The organism is Pseudonocardia tropica (assembly GCF_040105315.1).
In the GTDB taxonomy this organism is placed as follows: domain Bacteria; phylum Actinomycetota; class Actinomycetes; order Mycobacteriales; family Pseudonocardiaceae; genus Pseudonocardia; species Pseudonocardia alni.
Genome location: NZ_JBEDNP010000009.1, coordinates 239,200 through 255,863, shown reverse-complemented (window position 1 = coordinate 255,863; position 16,664 = coordinate 239,200). Strand labels below are relative to the sequence as shown.

The 16,664-nt window shown below is 75.5% G+C and carries 13 protein-coding genes and 3 pseudogenes; 6 read left to right on the top strand and 10 right to left on the bottom strand.

Annotated features, from left to right (window positions below; all coding sequences use genetic code 11):
- Positions 1-157: 157 nt before the first annotated feature.
- The 7 genes and pseudogenes from WHI96_RS17100 to WHI96_RS17070 form a co-directional block, all read right to left on the bottom strand.
- A pseudogene (locus WHI96_RS17100) lies at positions 158-631 on the bottom strand ((2Fe-2S)-binding protein); the annotation flags it as partial.
- Positions 628-2,984: pseudogene (locus WHI96_RS17095) on the bottom strand (xanthine dehydrogenase family protein molybdopterin-binding subunit). The pseudogenes WHI96_RS17100 and WHI96_RS17095, both read right to left, overlap by 4 nt.
- On the bottom strand, positions 2,977-3,762 hold the full coding sequence (locus WHI96_RS17090) for an FAD binding domain-containing protein (protein WP_345645987.1): 786 nt from the start codon (positions 3,760-3,762) through the stop codon (positions 2,977-2,979). The pseudogene WHI96_RS17095 and the gene WHI96_RS17090 overlap by 8 nt, the downstream one beginning before the upstream one ends.
- Positions 3,759-5,198 (bottom strand): MFS transporter, encoded by a 1,440-nt coding sequence (locus WHI96_RS17085; RefSeq protein ID WP_345645984.1) that lies wholly within the window; start codon positions 5,196-5,198, stop codon positions 3,759-3,761. The genes WHI96_RS17090 and WHI96_RS17085 overlap by 4 nt, the downstream gene beginning before the upstream one ends.
- Before the next feature lie 12 nt (positions 5,199-5,210).
- Complete coding sequence (locus WHI96_RS17080; protein WP_345645981.1) at positions 5,211-6,479, bottom strand: FAD-dependent monooxygenase; 1,269 nt, start codon at positions 6,477-6,479, stop codon at positions 5,211-5,213.
- A gap of 136 nt (positions 6,480-6,615) precedes the next feature.
- Positions 6,616-7,116 (bottom strand): MarR family winged helix-turn-helix transcriptional regulator, encoded by a 501-nt coding sequence (locus tag WHI96_RS17075; RefSeq protein WP_425571608.1) that lies wholly within the window; start codon positions 7,114-7,116, stop codon positions 6,616-6,618.
- Between the two features lie 88 nt (positions 7,117-7,204).
- Positions 7,205-7,783, bottom strand: a complete 579-nt coding sequence (locus tag WHI96_RS17070) for a TetR/AcrR family transcriptional regulator (protein WP_345645974.1) — start codon at positions 7,781-7,783, stop codon at positions 7,205-7,207.
- Positions 7,784-7,959: 176 nt separating this feature from the next.
- Here WHI96_RS17070 and WHI96_RS17065 point away from each other — a divergent pair, with 176 nt between their 5' ends.
- Complete coding sequence (locus WHI96_RS17065) at positions 7,960-8,901, top strand: SDR family NAD(P)-dependent oxidoreductase (protein WP_345645971.1); 942 nt, start codon at positions 7,960-7,962, stop codon at positions 8,899-8,901.
- 64 nt (positions 8,902-8,965) lie between these two features.
- Here the strand turns inward: WHI96_RS17065 and WHI96_RS17060 are convergent, their stop codons facing one another.
- Positions 8,966-10,618 (bottom strand): glycoside hydrolase family 13 protein, encoded by a 1,653-nt coding sequence (locus WHI96_RS17060; RefSeq protein WP_345645968.1) that lies wholly within the window; start codon positions 10,616-10,618, stop codon positions 8,966-8,968.
- 93 nt (positions 10,619-10,711) lie between these two features.
- Here WHI96_RS17060 and WHI96_RS17055 point away from each other — a divergent pair, with 93 nt between their 5' ends.
- Positions 10,712-11,740, top strand: a complete 1,029-nt coding sequence (locus WHI96_RS17055; protein WP_345645965.1) for a LacI family DNA-binding transcriptional regulator — start codon at positions 10,712-10,714, stop codon at positions 11,738-11,740.
- Here WHI96_RS17055 and WHI96_RS17050 read toward each other — a convergent pair.
- A complete protein-coding gene (locus WHI96_RS17050) occupies positions 11,733-13,847 on the bottom strand; it encodes a copper-translocating P-type ATPase (protein ID WP_345645961.1) in 2,115 nt (704 codons plus the stop codon). The genes WHI96_RS17055 and WHI96_RS17050 overlap by 8 nt on opposite strands.
- An 84-nt stretch (positions 13,848-13,931) precedes the next feature.
- On the opposite strand from WHI96_RS17050, the gene WHI96_RS17045 reads away from it, so the two are divergent.
- From WHI96_RS17045 to WHI96_RS17035, 3 genes are read left to right on the top strand one after another with little or no spacing between them, the layout of a single operon-like run.
- Positions 13,932-14,150 (top strand): hypothetical protein, encoded by a 219-nt coding sequence (locus WHI96_RS17045; protein WP_345645958.1) that lies wholly within the window; start codon positions 13,932-13,934, stop codon positions 14,148-14,150.
- A 17-nt stretch (positions 14,151-14,167) separates the two neighbouring features.
- A complete protein-coding gene (locus tag WHI96_RS17040; protein ID WP_345645955.1) occupies positions 14,168-14,536 on the top strand; it encodes a cupin domain-containing protein in 369 nt (122 codons plus the stop codon).
- A complete protein-coding gene (locus WHI96_RS17035) occupies positions 14,520-14,936 on the top strand; it encodes an META domain-containing protein (RefSeq protein WP_345646067.1) in 417 nt (138 codons plus the stop codon). The genes WHI96_RS17040 and WHI96_RS17035 overlap by 17 nt, the downstream gene beginning before the upstream one ends.
- A gap of 96 nt (positions 14,937-15,032) precedes the next feature.
- On the opposite strand, the pseudogene WHI96_RS17030 reads toward WHI96_RS17035, so the two are convergent.
- Positions 15,033-15,932: pseudogene (locus tag WHI96_RS17030) on the bottom strand (helix-turn-helix transcriptional regulator); the annotation flags it as partial.
- Between WHI96_RS17030 and WHI96_RS17025 the strand changes: the two are divergent.
- Positions 15,931-16,650: an SDR family NAD(P)-dependent oxidoreductase gene (locus WHI96_RS17025; RefSeq protein ID WP_345645952.1), complete on the top strand. Its 720-nt coding sequence runs from the start codon at positions 15,931-15,933 to the stop codon at positions 16,648-16,650. The pseudogene WHI96_RS17030 and the gene WHI96_RS17025 overlap by 2 nt on opposite strands.
- Positions 16,651-16,664: the final 14 nt, after the last annotated feature.

Sequence of the window (16,664 nt, the reverse complement as noted above, 5' to 3'; positions counted from 1 at the left end):
ACTGCGGGGCGGACTGCGGGGCGGACTGCGGGGCGGACTGCGGGGCGGACTGCGGGGCGGACTGCGGGGCGGACTGCGGGGCGGACTGCGGGGCGGACTGCGGGGCGGACTGCGGGGCGGACCGGGGTGCGGAGTCCAGTGCGGACTGCAGCGCGGCGCGGCGGCGGCCCGCGCAGTCCTCGACGGCGTCGACGATGGTCTGGTAGCCGGTGCACCGGCACAGGTTCGACGCCACGAACTCGCGGATCTCCGCGCGGCCCGCGTCGGGGGACTCGGCGAGGTGGCCCTCGGCCAGCATCAGGAACCCGGGCGTGCAGAACCCGCACTGCAGCCCGTGGTGCTCACCGAAGCACTGCTGCAGGTCCGACAGCCCGCCGTCGGGACCGGACAGCGACTCGACCGTGCGGATCGCGGAGTTCTCCACCTGCACGGCGAACAGCAGGCAGGCGCGGGCGGGCGCGTCGTCGACGAGCACGGTGCACGCCCCGCAGATGCCGTGCTCGCAGCCGACGTGGGTGCCGGTCAGCCCCAGGTCGTGGCGGAGCACGTCGGCCAGCGTGCGGCGCGGCGGGATCGCCAGCTCGTGACGCTCCCCGTTGACGGTCAGCTCGACCAGCTGGATGTCGGTCACGGTGCCTCCCGGTTCAGCGCGGCGAACAGGTCCGCGCGCGACAGTGGGGTGGAGTCCAGCTCGACGCCGGTGGGGCGCAGCGCGTCGTTGACGGCGTTGAGCACGGCCGCGGGCGCGCCGATGGTGCCGCCCTCACCCGCACCCTTCGCGCCGTCGGCGGTGAACGCGCACGGCGTCTCGAGGTGCTCGATGCGCACGTCCGGGATCTCGGCGGCGGTCGGGACCTTGTACTCCATGAAGCTCGGCGCGAGCGGCTGGCCGAGCTCGTCGTAGACGACCTGCTCGAACAGCGCCCCGGCGATGCCCTGGGCGATGCCGCCGCGGGCCTGCCCCTCGACGACGCGCGGGTGGATGGCGACGCCGCAGTCCTCGACGCAGACGTAGCGCAGGATCTCCACGCCGCCGGTGCCCGGGTCGAGCGCGACGACGCAGCCGTGGGTGGCGTTGGAGAACGTGCCGTCGCCGCCGACGTCGAAGCTCGCCGTCGCGGTCAGGCCCGGCCCGACCTCCTTGGGCAGCAGGTGCGCGCGCAGGTAGGCGACGTCGGCCAGCTCGGCGTAGGAGAACGTGCGGTCCCCGGCGCGCACCCCACCGCGGCCGTCGAGCTCGGCCGAGTCCACGTCGGCGTCGGCCAGGTGGGCGGCCAGCGCACGCAGCTGGTCGCCCAGCTTCACCGCCGCCGCGGCCGCCGCGGACCCGCCGATCGTCACCGAGCGCGACGCGAACGAGCCCCAGCCGTAGGTGATCCGGTCGGTGTCGCCCTGGACGATCTTGACCTTGTCGTAGGGCAGGCCGAGCCGGTCGGCGACGATCTGGGCGAAGGTCGTCTCGTGGCTCTGGCCGTGCGACAGCGTGCCGGTGGTGACGGTGACCGTGCCGTCGAGGTCCATCGTGATCTGGGACAGGTCGAACCCGGGGACGACCTGCATCCTCCGTGCCGCGAACGCGCCGGAGCCGTAGCCGGTGCGTTCGGAGAAGCAGGAGTAGCCGATGCCCAGCACCCGGCCGTCGGGCAGGGTGGCGCCGGGCCAGCCCTCGTCGCGCAGCACCTGCTCGCACAGGTCCAGCGACTCCCGGTAGGAGCCCGGGTCGTAGGTGATGGCGTTGACCCCGCGGTAGGGGAACTCGGTGATCAGGTTGCGCCGGCGGACCTCCAGCGCGTCGAGCCCGAGCTCGCGGGCGGCGCGCTCCATCAGCCGCTCCATCACCATCACGTACTGCGGCCGGGACACCCCGCGGTACGGCGCGGTCGGCGCCTTGTTCGTGGTGACCGCGCGCCCGCGCACCCGGTAGGCGGGGACCCGGTAGACGCCGGGCATCTCCGCCGAGGCCATCAGCGGCTCGATCCCGGCCGTGAACGGGTAGCAGGAGTAGGCGCCCATGTCGCAGACGACGTCGGACTCCAGGGCGAGGATCTCCCCGTCGGCGGTGAACGCGGCGCGGGCGGTGTAGTGCTGCTCGCGGGCCAGGAAGCTCGCGGTCAGCGCCTCGCGCCGGTCCTCGATCCACTTCACCGGACGGCGGAGGCGCCGCGCGGCGGCCGCGGCGGCGATCTCCTCCCGGCCGACGACGCACTTCTGCCCGAACCCGCCGCCCATGTCCGGCACGACGACCCGGACCTGCTTCTCGTCGAGCCCGGCGCAGCGGGCCAGGACCGTGCGGACCTGGTGCGGGACCTGGGTGCAGGTGCGCACCACCAGCTGCTCGTCGCGGTCGTCCCAGTCGGCGACGACGCCGCGGGTCTCCAGCGGCAGCGCGTTCTGCCGCCCGGTGCGGGCCTCCACGGTGACCACCGTGTGCGCCTCGTCGAAGATGCCGTCGATGCCCTCGGTGGCGAACAGCGACACACGTCGACGAGGACGTTGCCGGGGGCCTCGTCGTGCACCGGGGGACCGGCCGCGGCCAGCGCGGCGGCCTCGGTCACCACCGGGTCGAGCGGGTCGAGCTCGACGACGGCGGCCTCCACCCCGTCCTCGGCGGCGTAGGGGTCGGTGGCGATGACGACGGCCAGGGGCTCGCCGACGTAGCGGACCTTGTCGCCGGCCAGCACGGGCATCGAGGTGGGGACGAACTCGCGGGCGGGCCGGTCGAGGAGCGCGGTGATGTCGCCGAGGGCGAGGTCCGCGGCGTCGAACGCGGCGACGACGCCGGGCACCTGCCGGACCTCGGACAGGTCGACGTCGACCACCCGGGCGTGCGCCTCGGTGCTGCGCACGAACGCCGCGTGCAGCATCCGGGGCAGGGTGATGTCGTCGACGAAGCGGCCGCGGCCGGTGAGCAGCCGCGGGTCCTCCCGGCGCGGGACGGATGCGCCGACCCAGCTGCCGTCGCGGCGGAATCCGGGCTCAGCCACGGGCGGCCTCCTCCCGGGCCCGGGCGACGAGGGTGCGGACCAGGCCGCGGCGGTACTCCGCGGGGATCCCGGCCTCGTCGCGCAGCTCCAGACCGTCGGCGACCTCGTCCGGCGTGCCGGCGTCGGGCACCAGCACCGGGACGGCGCCGACCCCGCCGAGCACGACCTCACCGGTGTCCAGGTCCACCCCCGCCGCGACGACGGCGAAGTCGCCACGGCGGTCGGCGTACTCGGTGAGTGCCGCGCGCGGCGCGGGACGTCCGAACACGATCTCCACGATCACCTCGTCGGGGTCCAGGGCGGTGGTGAACGGTCCGAGGAAGAACTCCCGGGCCCGGACCTCACGGCGCCCGCCCGGCCCCTCGGCGACGACCACGGCGTCGAGCAGCACGGCCAGCAGGCACCACTCGGCGGTGGCGTCGCCGTGCGCGATCGACCCGCCGACGGTGCCGCGGGTGCGGATCGGCAGGTGCCCGACCCAGCGCATCGCGGCCGACAGGACCGCGAAGTCCGGTCCGAGGTCTGCCCGCTCGACGGTCCGGTGGGTGGTGAGCGCGCCGATCCGGAGCGCCCCGTCGGCGTGGTGGATGCCGGCCAGGCCCGGCACGTGGGTGAGGTCGATCAGGTGCCCGGGGCGGGCCATCCGGTAGTTCATCATCGCGACCAGGCTCTGCCCGCCGGCGAGCAGCTTGGGCTCGTCGTCGGCCAGCTCGGTCAACAGGTCGACCGCCCCGCGCACCGACGACGCCCGGTGGTAGGTGAACGCGGCGGGCTTCACGCCTTCTCCACCCGCTCCACGGCCGGCGCGTCGAGCGTCTGTTCGTCGCCGGTGATGCGGTCCAGCTCGCGGCCCCGCGTCTCGGGGGCGCCGAGGGCCATGAACGTCACGGCGGCCAGCACGAGCAGCGCCATCAGCGTGAAGGTCAGCGGCAGGCCCAGCACCGGCCACAGCAGGCTGCCGAAGATCAGCGGGACGAACCCGGTGACCGCCCGGCTCGACGACGACGCCCAGCCGAAGCCGGAGGCCCGCAGTTCGGTCGGGTAGAGCTCGGAGACGTAGGCGTACATGACCGGGATGACGACCAGGGCGAAGAACCCGAACACCGCGATCATCGCGACCGCCGCCGTCGGCGAGCCCATGACCAGCGAGAACACGACCAGCGACAGCGCGGCGCACGGACCGGCGACGCCGATGACCCACTTGCGGCCGACGACCTCGACCAGCAGCACCGAGGTGAGGACACCGAGAATGCCGACCGCGTTCATGACGGTGGTGGAGGCGAACGCGGCGACCTCGCCCATGCCCTGGGCGCGCAGGATCGACGGCATCCAGGACAGCGCGGCGTAGTAGACGACCATGACGGTGATGAACAGCGACCAGGCGACGCCGGTGATGCGCGGGTTGAACGCCCAGACCATCGTCAGCTGCTCGCCCAGCGCGCCGATACCGCGGCGGCGCGAGGTGGTCGGCTCCGGTGCGGCGGTATCGGTGCGCGCTCCGCCTGCGCTCCGCGCGGGTGTGATCGCGTACTGCTCCACCGGGGCGCCGGTGCGGCGGACCATGTCGTCGATGACGGTGCGGGCCTCGGCCTCGCGGCCGGTGCGGGCCAGGTAGATCGGGGACTCCGGGACGCCGCGGCGGATCCAGAACAGCAGCAGCGCGGGCAGCACCATCAGCGCGAGCATCCAGCGCCAGTTGCCCTCGACCGGCACGAGCAGCGTCGCCGAGAGCCCGGCGAGGGTGGTGCCGATCGGCCACCAGCCGTCCATCGCGGCGAGCACCTTGCCCCGGTACTTGCGGGGTGAGAACTCGCTGACGATCGCGTAGTCGACCGGGATGCAGCCGCCGAGCCCGATGCCGGCCAGGAAGCGCAGCGCCAGGAAGACCTCCCAGCTGGGGGAGAAGGCGCCGAACACCGAGAACAGGGCGAAGATCAGCAGTGTGATGCTGAAGACCCGCTTGCGGCCCATCCGGTCGGCGATCGTGCCGAACGCGACGGCGCCGACGGCCATGCCGATGAGGTTGGCCGTCGCGACGAGGCCGCGCTGGCCGGTCGAGAGGTCGAACTCGGCGCCGAGCAGCGGGGTGAGGAAGCCGTTGAGGGCGACGTCCCAGGCGTCGAACATGTAGCCGAGGCCGCCGATGAGGAAGATCTTCCCCTGGACGCCCCAGCGCCAGGGCAGGTCCTGGACGACCTGGTCTCCGGTACGCATGTCGGTGCTCCTCTATCGGGCGAAGGGGTAGGTGACGGACTCGTCGTCCGGGTCGCTGCGCGGGGAGCCCCGCCACAGCCAGTCGTACGACACGTCGGACTCGCCCTGGAAGCGGCGCAGCTTCTCGTCGCGTTCGCGCTGCTCGGGGCCGTCGGGCAGGTGGTAGAAGTCCATGTTCTGCAGCGAGGCGTCCTGCACGACGCCCGCGTGCTTGGCGCGGCGCTGCACGTAGCGGGCGAGCGCGGTGTCGATCCCGCCGCGGCCGACCGCGCCGAGCTCCTCGGCCAGCACGGCGGCGTCCTCCATCGCCTGGGAGGCGCCCTGGGCCTGGTAGGGGAGCATCGCGTGGCAGGCGTCGCCGAGCAGGGCGACCCGGCCGTCGATCCAGACGGGGTCGCGGCGGCGCCGGTACAGCGCCCACACCGAGACGTCGTCCTTGGCCTTGGACAGCATCGCCGGGACGCGGTCGTCCCAGTCGGCGAAGTCGGCGACGAGGTCCTCGGCGGTCGCCGGGGCGCTCCAGTCGCGCTCGACCTGCTCGGTGCAGGGGACGATCGCGACGACGTTGAGGTACTCGCCGCGGCGGATCATGTAGTGCACCAGGTGCCTGCCGGGGCCGTACCAGATCGTGGAGTGGTAGCGGTCGAGCAGGAACCGGGTCGCCGGGTCCGCCGCGATCAGCTCGCCGGGGATCAGGGCGCGGTAGGCCATCTCGCCGGAGAAGACGAGGGTGTCGTCGAACCCGGCGAGGTCGCGGACGCCGGACCGGATGCCGTCCGCGCCGACCAGCACGTCGCCCGCGACGCGCAGCCCGCGCGCGGTGACCGCGACCGGGTGGTCCGGGTCGGTGCGGTCGAGCTCGACGACCTTCGCGTCGGTGTGCACGGTGACCGCGGGGCCGGGGCCGTCCGGGTCGAGGCAGGCATCGAGCAGGATCCGGTGCAGGTCGGCGCGGTGGTAGTGCCAGTACGGGGCGCCGTAGGTGTCGACGACCTGCTGCCCGAGCGGGAGCTGGGCGATGATCGAGCCGTCGGCCCAGCGGCGCCGCACCTGGTCCTGCGGGGCGGTGTGGATCCGCTCCAGCGACCGGCGCAGGCCCAGGCCGAACAGGATCCGGCTGGCGTTGGGGGCGGTCTGGATGCCGGCACCGACCTCGCCGAGCTGCGGCGCGGCCTCCAGCACGGTGGCCCGGAAGCCCTGACGGCGCAGGGCCAGTGCGGCGGTCAGCCCGCCGAGACCGCCCCCCGTGACCGTGATCTCCAGGGACTGGCTGGGTGCCACGACTACCTCCTCACGTCCGCCGGGCCTGTGACGTGGCCCGCACGAGAAGTAATCCGAGCACGTACTATCCGGATACGCAAGGTTTTCGCGTGAACGACCCGGAAGGGAAACCGGGACGTAACCCGGGCGGCCGGGCTCAGCCGTTGTCGGGCAACGACGTCCGCTCCGCGACCGCCTCCCAGTGGCTGCCGAGGGTGTTGAGCAGGCCGGCGATCTCCGCGCGCCGGTCCTCGGGCACCGCGGCCAGCAGCTCCGCGTCCAGGCGCCGGGTCCGGCGGGTGACCTCGGCGAGGGCGGCCGCGCCGTCGCCGGTGAGGGAGAGGATCTTGCGCCGGGCGTCGCGGGGGGACTCGGTGCGCTCGATCAGCCCGCGGCGCTCCATCCGGCGGCAGACGTCGGCCATCGTCGAGGTGTCCAGGGCGACGGCGCCGGCCAGCGAGCTCTGGTCGGACTCCGGGTAGGCGCGGATCGCCGACAGCACCGCGAACTGCGGGCCGGTCAGCACCGGGTCGACGTGGCGGCTCCAGGCGGCGAGGTAGGCCTGGTACATCCGGCGTGCGCCGTAGCCGGGGGCGGCGACGAGGTCGGCCGGGGGAGCGGGTGCGACGACGGTTCCGCGGCGCACCAGCTCACCCATCATGCCTCCGTGCTCGTCCGGGCCGGGGCCCTCGTCCGCGGGAGATCCTACGTGTCCGGACGATCACCCGGGGTGGCCGGGCCGGGGCTCAGCGCGGGCGCAGGCCGTCGACCAGCAGGTCCAGCAGGCGTCCGGCCTGCTCGCGGCCCTGCGGGTCGGCGACGGCCATGCAGATCCCGCTGGTGCCGACGAGCACGTCCGCGGCGTCGACGTCGTCGCGCAGGGTGCCGTCGGCGATGCCCGCCTTCTGGAGCAGGCGGACCGCCTCGACCATCCGCTCGCGGCTCTGCGCGAACGGGTTGTGCCCGCAGGCGACGAGTGCGTGCAGCGAGTCCGCGAGGTGCTTCTTGGTGATCACGTAGTCGACGAAGCGGTCCATCCAGGCGCGCAGGGCCCGGTCCGCGGGCAGCGCGGTGCCCAGCTCCTCGGCCGCGGCGCAGAGCCGGTCGAGCTCGTTGCGGTACACGGCCTCGACCAGGGAGTCCCGGTTCGGGAAGTGCCGGTAGAGCGTGCCGATGCCGACGCCGGCGTCCTTCGCGATGCCGTCGAGGGTCGTGGCGGGGCCGCCACGGCTCTCCGCGGTGAACGCGCGCACGGCCGCGGCCAGCAGCAGCTCACGGTTGCGCGCGGCGTCCGCACGCAGGCCGGAACGTGTGCTGGTGCCCATGACGGTGCCTCCTCGGGTGGGACTGTCGATCCCACGATACGTCTTGCGATCCGGAGGATGCTCCGGATAGAGTCCCGGGTCATACGGAGGATCCTCCGTTTACTTGTCCCCGGGGACACGGCGACGCAACGACGACGTCACCGACCGCGTACCCGGTGCTCAGAAGGGATCACGCCATGCTGTTCCGCTCCACGACCGACCGATCCCGTCCCCTGTCCACCACCGGCACCTCCCGTGCCGTCCTACCGGCCGCACCGGCCGGGACCTCCGCCTCCGACGTGCTCGCCGGCGTCGACCTCACCGGCCGGCGCGCCGTCGTCACCGGTGCGACCGCCGGGGTCGGCCTCGCGGCCGCCCGCGCACTGGCCGCCGCCGGGGCCGAGGTCACCCTCGCCGTGCGCGACGCCGAGGCCGGTGCCGTCGCCCGCGACGGCATCGTCGCCGACACCGGCAACGAGCGCGTCGCCGTCGGCGAGCTCGACCTGTCCGACCAGCGCTCCATCGCCCGCTTCGTGCGCCTGTGGGACGGCCCGCTGCACATGCTCGTGCACGCCGCGGCCGTCACCGGTGCCCCGCTGACCCGCACCGTCGACGACTGGGAGCTGCACCTGGCCGTCAACCACCTCGGGCCGGCGTCGCTCACCTCGGGGCTGCACTGGGCGCTCACCGCGGTCGACGGCGCGCGGGTGGTCACCGTGACCTCCGCCGCCCACCGGGACGCGGCGTTCGACCCGGAGGACCCGCACTTCTCCGACGAGCGCTACGACGCCCACCTCGCCCACGCCCGGTCCCGCAGCGCGGCGCTGCTGCACGCGGTCGAGGCCGCGCGTCGCTGGTCGGGCGACGGGATCGCGGTGAACGCCGCCGACCCCGGCCCGGTGGGGACCGACCCCGAGCAGGGGGCCGCCACGGTCGTGCTGGCCGCGGCGTCGCCGCTGGTCGGGGGGATCAGCGGGCGCTACTTCGCCGGGCTCGCGGAGGCGGGACCGGCCGGGCCGGGCGTGGCGGGCGGGGTCGCCACGCACGCGCTCGACCCGGTCGCCGCGCGGCGGGTCTGGCGCTGGACCGAGCGCACGCTGCGCGAGGTCTGGTTCGCCGGGCTGCCGATCGTGGCCTGAGCCGCCGGCGGCCGGACCGGGCGTCCGCCCGGCCCGGCCGTCGCGGACCCCTCGGTGGCGCCGGTCAGTGGCGCAGCCACACCGCGGTGTCGGCGGGGACCTCGCCGCGGGCGGTGAGCGGGCCGCTGGACAGCATCACCTCGGCGTCCTCGGGCAGCGACACCGGCGCCGAGGAGACGTTCACCAGGCAGGTGAAGCCGCCGTCGCCGGAGTCCGAGGTGCGGGCCAGCGCCAGCGTGCCCTCCGGCGACTCCTGCCAGGTCAGCGCGCCGCCGCCGAGTGCGGGGTGCGCGCGGCGGATCGCCAGGGCGTCCCGGTAGAGGTGCAGCACCGAGTCCGGGTCGGCCTCCTGCGCGTCAGCCGCGTGCCGGGCGAACACGTCGGGCTGCGGCAGCCACGGCGTCCCGGACGGGCCGAACCCGAAGCCGGGCTCGCCCGCGGCCCAGGGCAGCGGGACGCGGCAGCCGTCGCGGCCGCGCAGCGTGTGCCCGGACAGCTCCCAGGTCGGGTCGTCGAGCCGGTCGGTCGGGATGTCCTCGACCTCGGGCAGCCCGAGCTCCTCTCCCTGGTACAGGTACGCGGTGCCGGGCAGCGCGAGCATCAGCAGCGTCGCCGCGCGGGCCCGGCGCAGGCCGAGCTCGGGGTCGGCGGGCAGCGCGATCACGTCGTCGAGGTTCCAGCCGCGCCCGGCCTCGGGCTTGCGGGCCAGCCGGCTCGGGTGCCGGCAGACGTCGTGGTTGGACAGCACCCAGGTCGCCGGCGCGCCGACCCGGGTGTTCTCGGCGATCGCGTCGTCGATGTTGGCGCGCAGGTCGTCGGCCAGCCAGGCCGCGGTGAGGAAGTTGAAGCTGAACGCGGTCTGCAGCTCGTCCGGGCGCAGGTAGCGGGCCAGACGCTGTGGGTCCGGCACCCAGGCCTCGGCGACGAACACCCGCGGCGGGTCGTAGGTGTCGCCGATGCGGCGCCACGACCGGAAGATCTCGTGGACGCCGTCGCGGTCGAGGTACGGGTGGCCGCCGTCCTGGGCGTCGTTGACGCCGTTGACGATGTCGGGCAGCCCGGGCTCCTTCACCATCGAGTTCGCGACGTCGACGCGGAACCCGTCCACGCCCCGGTCGAACCAGAAGCGCAGGGTCTCCTCGACGTCGGCGCGGACCTCCGGGTGCTCCCAGTTCACGTCCGGCTGCCGGATGTCGAACAGGTGCAGGTACCACTGCTCCGGCGTCCCGTCGGGGGACACGACCCGCTCCCACGCGGGCCCGCCGAACATCGACTCCCAGTTGTTCGGCGGGAGCTCACCGCTCGCGCCGCGGCCGTCGCGGAAGAGGTAGCGCTCGCGCTCGGGCGAGCCGGGGCCCGCGGCCAGCGCCTGCCGGAACCACACGTGCTCGTCGGAGTGGTGGTTCGGGACGATGTCGAGCAGCACCCGGATGTCGCGCGCGTGCGCCTCGGCGATCAGGGCCTCGGCCTGTGCGGTGTCGCCGAACATCGGGTTGATCGCGCGGTAGTCGGCCACGTCGTAGCCGCCGTCGGCCAGCGGCGACGGGTACCAGGGGTTGATCCAGATCGCGTCGACGCCCAGGCGGGCGAGGTGGTCGAGCCTGCTGCGCAGACCGGCGAGGTCACCGGTCCCGTCGCCGTTCCCGTCGGCGAAGCTGCGGATGTAGACCTGGTAGACGACGGCGTTGCGCCACCAGTCCTGCTCGTGCACGGACATGATGCTCCCGGGTACGGATCGTGGGGCGGGGCGGTGTTGCAGAGTGTTTCATCCGGTTGCAACCGCTGTCGAGACGCGGGCACGATGACCCCCGTGACGGACGAGCCGGTGCGCGAGGTCGTACGCCGGGTGGGTGTCCGGCGGGTCGCCGAGCTCGCCGGGGTCTCCCCGGCGACGGTGTCGCGCGCCCTGCGCGAGGGCACCCCCGTCTCGCACGACACCCGCGAACGCGTCCGGCGGGCGGCGGCCTCCCTCGGCTACTCCGTCCCCGTCCGGCCGCTGACGGTCGCCGTGCTCGCCCGCTTCCCGACCCGCTGGTACTTCGCCGAGGCCGTCGCCGGGGTGGAGGGGGTGCTGTCCGCGGCCGGGCACGTCACCCAGCTCCACAACCTCGGCGACCCGGACGCGCGGGCGCACTTCTTCGCGACGCTGCCGGTGCGCGGGCGCGCCGACGGGCTGATCGTCGTCGCCTCGGCGATCGACACCACCGAGGCCGCGGCGCTGGACGCGCTGGGGATCCCGGTCGTCGTGCTCGGCGGGGACATGCCGGGACGGCCGCGGATCGGCATCGACGACCGCGCCGGGGCCCGGACCGCCGTCCGGCACCTGCTCGGGCTCGGCCACCGCGGCGTCGCGCTGGTGTCGTTCGACCCCGACGAGGCCAACGGCCGCGCCACGACGACCGACCGGCGCGACGGCTGGGCCGACGCGCACGCCGAGGCCGGGCGTCCCCGCGGACCCGTCGTCGCCACCGGGGCCGGGGTGACCGACGGCGACGCCGCGGCCGCCGAGCTGCTCTTCCTCCCGGTGATGCCGACCGCGGTGTTCGCGATGTCCGACGAGCTCGCCGTCGGCGTGCTGCGCACCCTGCGCCGTGCCGGGGTGGCGGTGCCGGGCCAGGTGTCGGTGGTCGGGTTCGACGACCACGACTCGGCCGCCGTCGCCGAGCTCACCACGGTCGCCCAGCCGGTCCGCCGCCAGGGCGAGCTCGCCGCCCGGGCGCTGCTCGCCGCGCTGGGCGGCAGTGTCTCCGGCGATGTCCCCGGCGGCGTCCCCGGTGATGTCGAGGTCCCGACCCGGCTGGTGGTCCGGGCGACGACGGCGCCACCCCGGGTCAGCTGACCAGCCGGTCCGGGCGCAGCTCCACCCGGCGCAGCAGCTGCGCGTTGAGCGCGACGACGACCGTGGACAGGCTCATCAGCAGCGCGCCGACCGCGGGCGGGAGCACGAACCCGACCGGGGCGAGCACCCCGGCCGCGAGCGGCACCGAGACCAGGTTGTAGCCGGCCGCCCACCACAGGTTCTGCAGCATCTTCCGGTACCCGGCGCGGGACAGCGCGATCACCGACAGCACCCCGCGCGGGTCGGACGAGGCGAGGACCACCCCGGCCGAGGCGACGGCGACGTCGGTGCCGGCCCCGATCGCGATCCCGACGTCGGCCCGGGCCAGCGCCGGGGCGTCGTTCACGCCGTCGCCGACCATCGCGACGACCGCGCCGCGGCCCCGGAGCCGGGCCACCGCCTCGTCCTTGCCCTCGGGCAGCACCTCGGCGACCACCTCGTCGACGCCCAGGTCGCGGGCGACCGCCTCGGCCACCGGGCGCGCGTCGCCGGTGATCATCACGACCCGTACGCCGCGGGCGTGCAGTGCGTCGACCGCGGCCCGGGACTCCGGGCGGACCGCGTCGGCGACGGCGAGCGCGCCCACCACCTCACCGGGGTCCGCACCGGCCACCACGTACAGCACGGTGGCGCCGTCGTCGCCCCACCGGTGCACGTCGCCGGTCAGCCCGGCGGGCACGTCCAGACCGCGCTCGCGCAGCAGCGCCGGACCCCCGACGGCGACCGGCCGCCCGTCGACGGTGGCGGACACCCCGCGTCCGGTGTGCGAGCGGAACCCGTGCGCGGCCGGGACGGCCCGCCCGTCCGCCGCGGCGACGACGGCGCGGGCCAGCGGGTGCTCGCTGTCGGCCTCGACGGCGGCGGCCAGGGCCAGGGTGTCCGCGGCGCCCGCGGTCCCGACGACCCGCGGGCTGCCGGTGGTGAGCGTGCCGGTCTTGTCGAACAGCACGGTGTCGACGGTGCGGGTGCGCTCCAGCGCGAGCCGGTCGGTGACCAGCACCCCGGAGCGTGCCGCGCGGGCCGTGGAGATCGCGATGACCAGCGGGATCGCCAGCCCGAGCGCGTGCGGGCAGGCGATCACGAGCACGGTGACGGTGCGGGTGACCGCCTGCGCGGTGTCGCCGAGCAGCGTCCACGCGCCGAAGGTCAGCACCCCGGCACCCGCGGCGAACCAGAACAGCAGCGCCGCCGCGCGGTCGGCGAGCGCCTGGGCCCGGGAGCGCGAGCCCTGCGCGTTCTCCACGAGGCGGCGGATGCCCGACAGCGCGGTGTCCTCGCCGACGGCGTCGACCCGGACCCGCAGCGCCGAGTCGGTGGCGACCGTGCCCGCCACCACCCGGTCACCGGTCCCGCGCGGGACCGGCCGGGACTCGCCGGTGATCATCGACTCGTCCACCTCGGCGGCACCGTCGACGACCGTGCCGTCGGCGGGCACCCGGGCGCCCGACCGGACCAGCACGACGTCGCCGACGGTCAGGTCGGCCGGTGCGACCGTGCCGACCGTGCCGTCGGCGCCGACCCGCTCGGCGGTGTCGGGCAGCAGCGCGGCCAGCGCGTCGAGGGCCCCGGACGCCTGGCCGAGCGCGCGCATCTCGAGCCAGTGCCCGAGCAGCATGATCACGACCAGCAGCGCCAGCTCCCACCAGAAGTCCAGCCCGCCGACGCCGAGCGAACTCAGCAGGCTCGCCACCCACGCGACGCCCACGGCCATGCCGATGAGCAGCATCATCCCGGGCCGGCGCGCCCGGATCTCGGCGACGGCGCCGGACAGGAACGGCCACCCCGGCCAGAAGAGGATCACGGTGCCGAGCACCGGGGGGATCCACGCCGACCACGCCGGGGGCGCGTACCCGAGCAGCATCCCGGTCATCGCGCTGAACCCGACGACGGGGACGGCGAGCACCAGCGCGACGACGAACCGGTCCCGGAACACCGCCGCGTGGTCCGCGTGGCCGTGTCCCGCGGGGGCGCCGTGCCCGGCGTGGCCGCTGTGGGCCCCGGGGTCGCCGCCGGGGTGCGTCCCGTGCTCCTGCGGGGCGGATGCCGCCCGTGGCTCGCCGTGCATCGTCTGCCTCCCGACGTCGTGGACGCCCGCTGCAGCGCACATACCCCCCTAGGGTATTCCCGGCGGCCGGGTCGCGCGGGGTACCGTCGCGGTCGTCCCGCGGGGACACCGCGGGAGGTGGTCGGCGTGGTCCGGGTCGAGGGGCACTGGCGCAACCGCGGCTGGGTCGCCGCGCACCACCGGCACCCGATGCGGCCCGGTGCCGACCAGACGGTGCTCGTCCTGCCGCCCGCCCGGTCGGTGTGCATCGACCTGTCCGCGCACGGCGGACCGTTCCCCGCCGAGCCGGTGGACGGGCGCCCCGCACCGGCGCTGCCCGCACCCCGGCCGCCCGCCGAGCGCTGAGGCGGCAGGATGGTGCCGTGCCGAAGCTGATCGAGAACGCCAGCCGGGTCACCGCCGCCGGGACCCCGCCGAAGACCATCGACGAGTACGTGGGCCGGGTGAACTCCGGCGACGGAGCGGTCTCGGTCGCGCACATGCGCAGCCCGTCGGGCTGGGCCGAGCCCGGCCAGACCCCGGAGTTCGACGAGTACACCCTGGTCCTGCGCGGCGCGCTGCGCGTCGAGTTCGACGGCGGTGAGCTCGACGTCGCCGCCGGACAGGCCGTGCACACCACGCCGGGGGAGTGGGTGCGCTACAGCTCGCCCGGCCCCGACGGCGCGGAGTACGTGGCCGTCTGTCTGCCCGCCTTCGAGATCGGTGCCGCGCACCGTGACGACGAGCAGTAGGTTCCCGGCCCCCGCGCTGCTCGCGGCGCTGGTCCTGGCCGGCTGCGGCGGGCCGTCCGGGTCCGCGGGGGCCGATGCCGCCGGGCCGCGGGCCGCCGTCGCCGCCGACCTCACCGGCGTGCGCTGGCTGCCCGCCGACGGCGCCGCGCAGGGCCGGGCGTTCGCCGAGTTCGCCCCGGACGGCACCTGGACCGGCTCGGACGGCTGCAACGGCCAGGGCGGCGACTGGGCCCTCGACGGTGACGGCGCGCTGCGCGCGACGGCGAACCCGAGCACCCTGATCGCCTGTGAGAACGTGCCGGTCGCCCGCTGGGTCGCCGAGGCCGTCCACGCCGAGGCCGACGGGCCGGACCTGCTCCTGCACGGCACCGCGGGCGCCCCCGTCCGGCTGGTGCGCTGACCGGGGCCCGGCGCGGTCGGGCCGGGCCGGGCAGGGCCGGGGCGGGGCGACCGGCGCGGCCACCTCCTGGGTGCCCAGCACCCGCAGCAGGGCCAGCGCGTCGGCGTCGGGCGAGCCGGGGGTGGCGGAGTAGACGAGCAGGCGCTGGTCGTCGTCGTCGATGCGCAGCAGCACGCAGTCCAGGGTGAGCGCGCCGAGCGCGGGGTGGGCGAAGGTCTTGCGGTCGTCGAGGTGCTCGACGACCGTGCGCTCCTGCCACAGCGACGCGAACCGGGGGCTGCCGCGGCGCAGCCGGTCCACCAGCGCGGCCAGCTCCGGGTCGCCGGGATGGCGGGCCAGCGCCGCGCGGGCGTCGGACACCAGGGCGCGGTCGCGGCGGTCCCGCTCGTCGTCGTCGGCGACGACGACCCGGTCGGCCCTGTCGAGGAAGTGCTGCACCCACAGGTTGCGCCGCTCCTCCGGCAGCGCGGACAGGTCGCCCAGCAGCGCCGTCGCGGGCGGGCTCCAGGCCAGGACGTCCATCCGGGCGTTCAGCAGCACCGCGGGCAGGTCGGAGAACCGGTCCAGCAGCCGCAGTACCGCGGGGCGCACCGAGCGGCCGATCCGGCCCGGCCCCGGCGGGGCGGCCCCGGCCAGCCGGTACAGGTGCTCGGCCTCGGCCCGGTCCAGGCGCAGCGCCCGGGACAGCGCGCCGAGCACCGACTCCGACGGGTGCGCGCCCCGGCCCTGCTCGATCCGCGTCAGGTGGTCGACGCCCACCCCGGCGAGTGCGGCGACCTCCTCCCGGCGCAGGCCCGGCGTCCGGCGACGGGGGCCCGCGGGCAGCCCGACGTCGGCCGGGCGCAGCCGTTCCCGCCACGTCCGCAGCACCCGTCCCAGCTCCGTACGGTCCACGGCTCCAGGATGCCCGCGCCGGCCGTCCGCAGCCTGGTACGGCCGGTCCCCGGCTACGCCGTGCCTGGCCGGACCCACCGGCCGGGCGCAGGCTCGTGCCATGACCGACTCCACGATCGTCCTCGTCACCGGCGCCAACAAGGGACTCGGCCTCACCACCGCCCGGCGCCTTGGCGCGCTGGGCCACACGGTCCTGCTGGGCTCCCGCGACCACGGCCGCGGGGCCGAGGCCGCCGGGAAGCTGGCCGCCGAGGGGATCGACGCCGTCGCCGTCGACCTCGACGTCACCGACGACGCGTCGGTCACCGCGGCGGCCGACCGCATCCGGGCGGAGTACGGCCGCCTGGACGTCCTGGTCAACAACGCCGGCGTGGTCGGCGGCCGCTCGAGCGCGGCGGACACCACCGCCGACCTGGTCCGCACGACCTACGAGACCAACGTGTTCGGCCCGGTCCGGGTCACCCACGCGATGCTCGGTCTGCTCGCGGCGGCCCGGGCCCCGCGGATCGTCATGGTGTCCAGCGGCCTGGGGTCGCACGGGCTGACCGCCGACCCGGAGCGGATCGAGTCGCGGGTGCCGGGGTTCGCCTACCAGTCGTCGAAGGCGGCGCTGAACATGGTCGCCGCGCGGTACGCCGCCGAGCTGCCCGACGTCCACGTCGCCGTGGTCGACCCCGGCTACACCCGGACCGACCTCAACGGGAACTCCGGCACCCAGACCGTGGAGGAGGGCACCGACGCGATCGCCGCCGCCGCGACCGGGGACGCGGCGGCGGCGTCGGGCACCTACTCCGACCGGCACGGCCCGCTGCCCTGGTGAGCGGGCACGCGAGG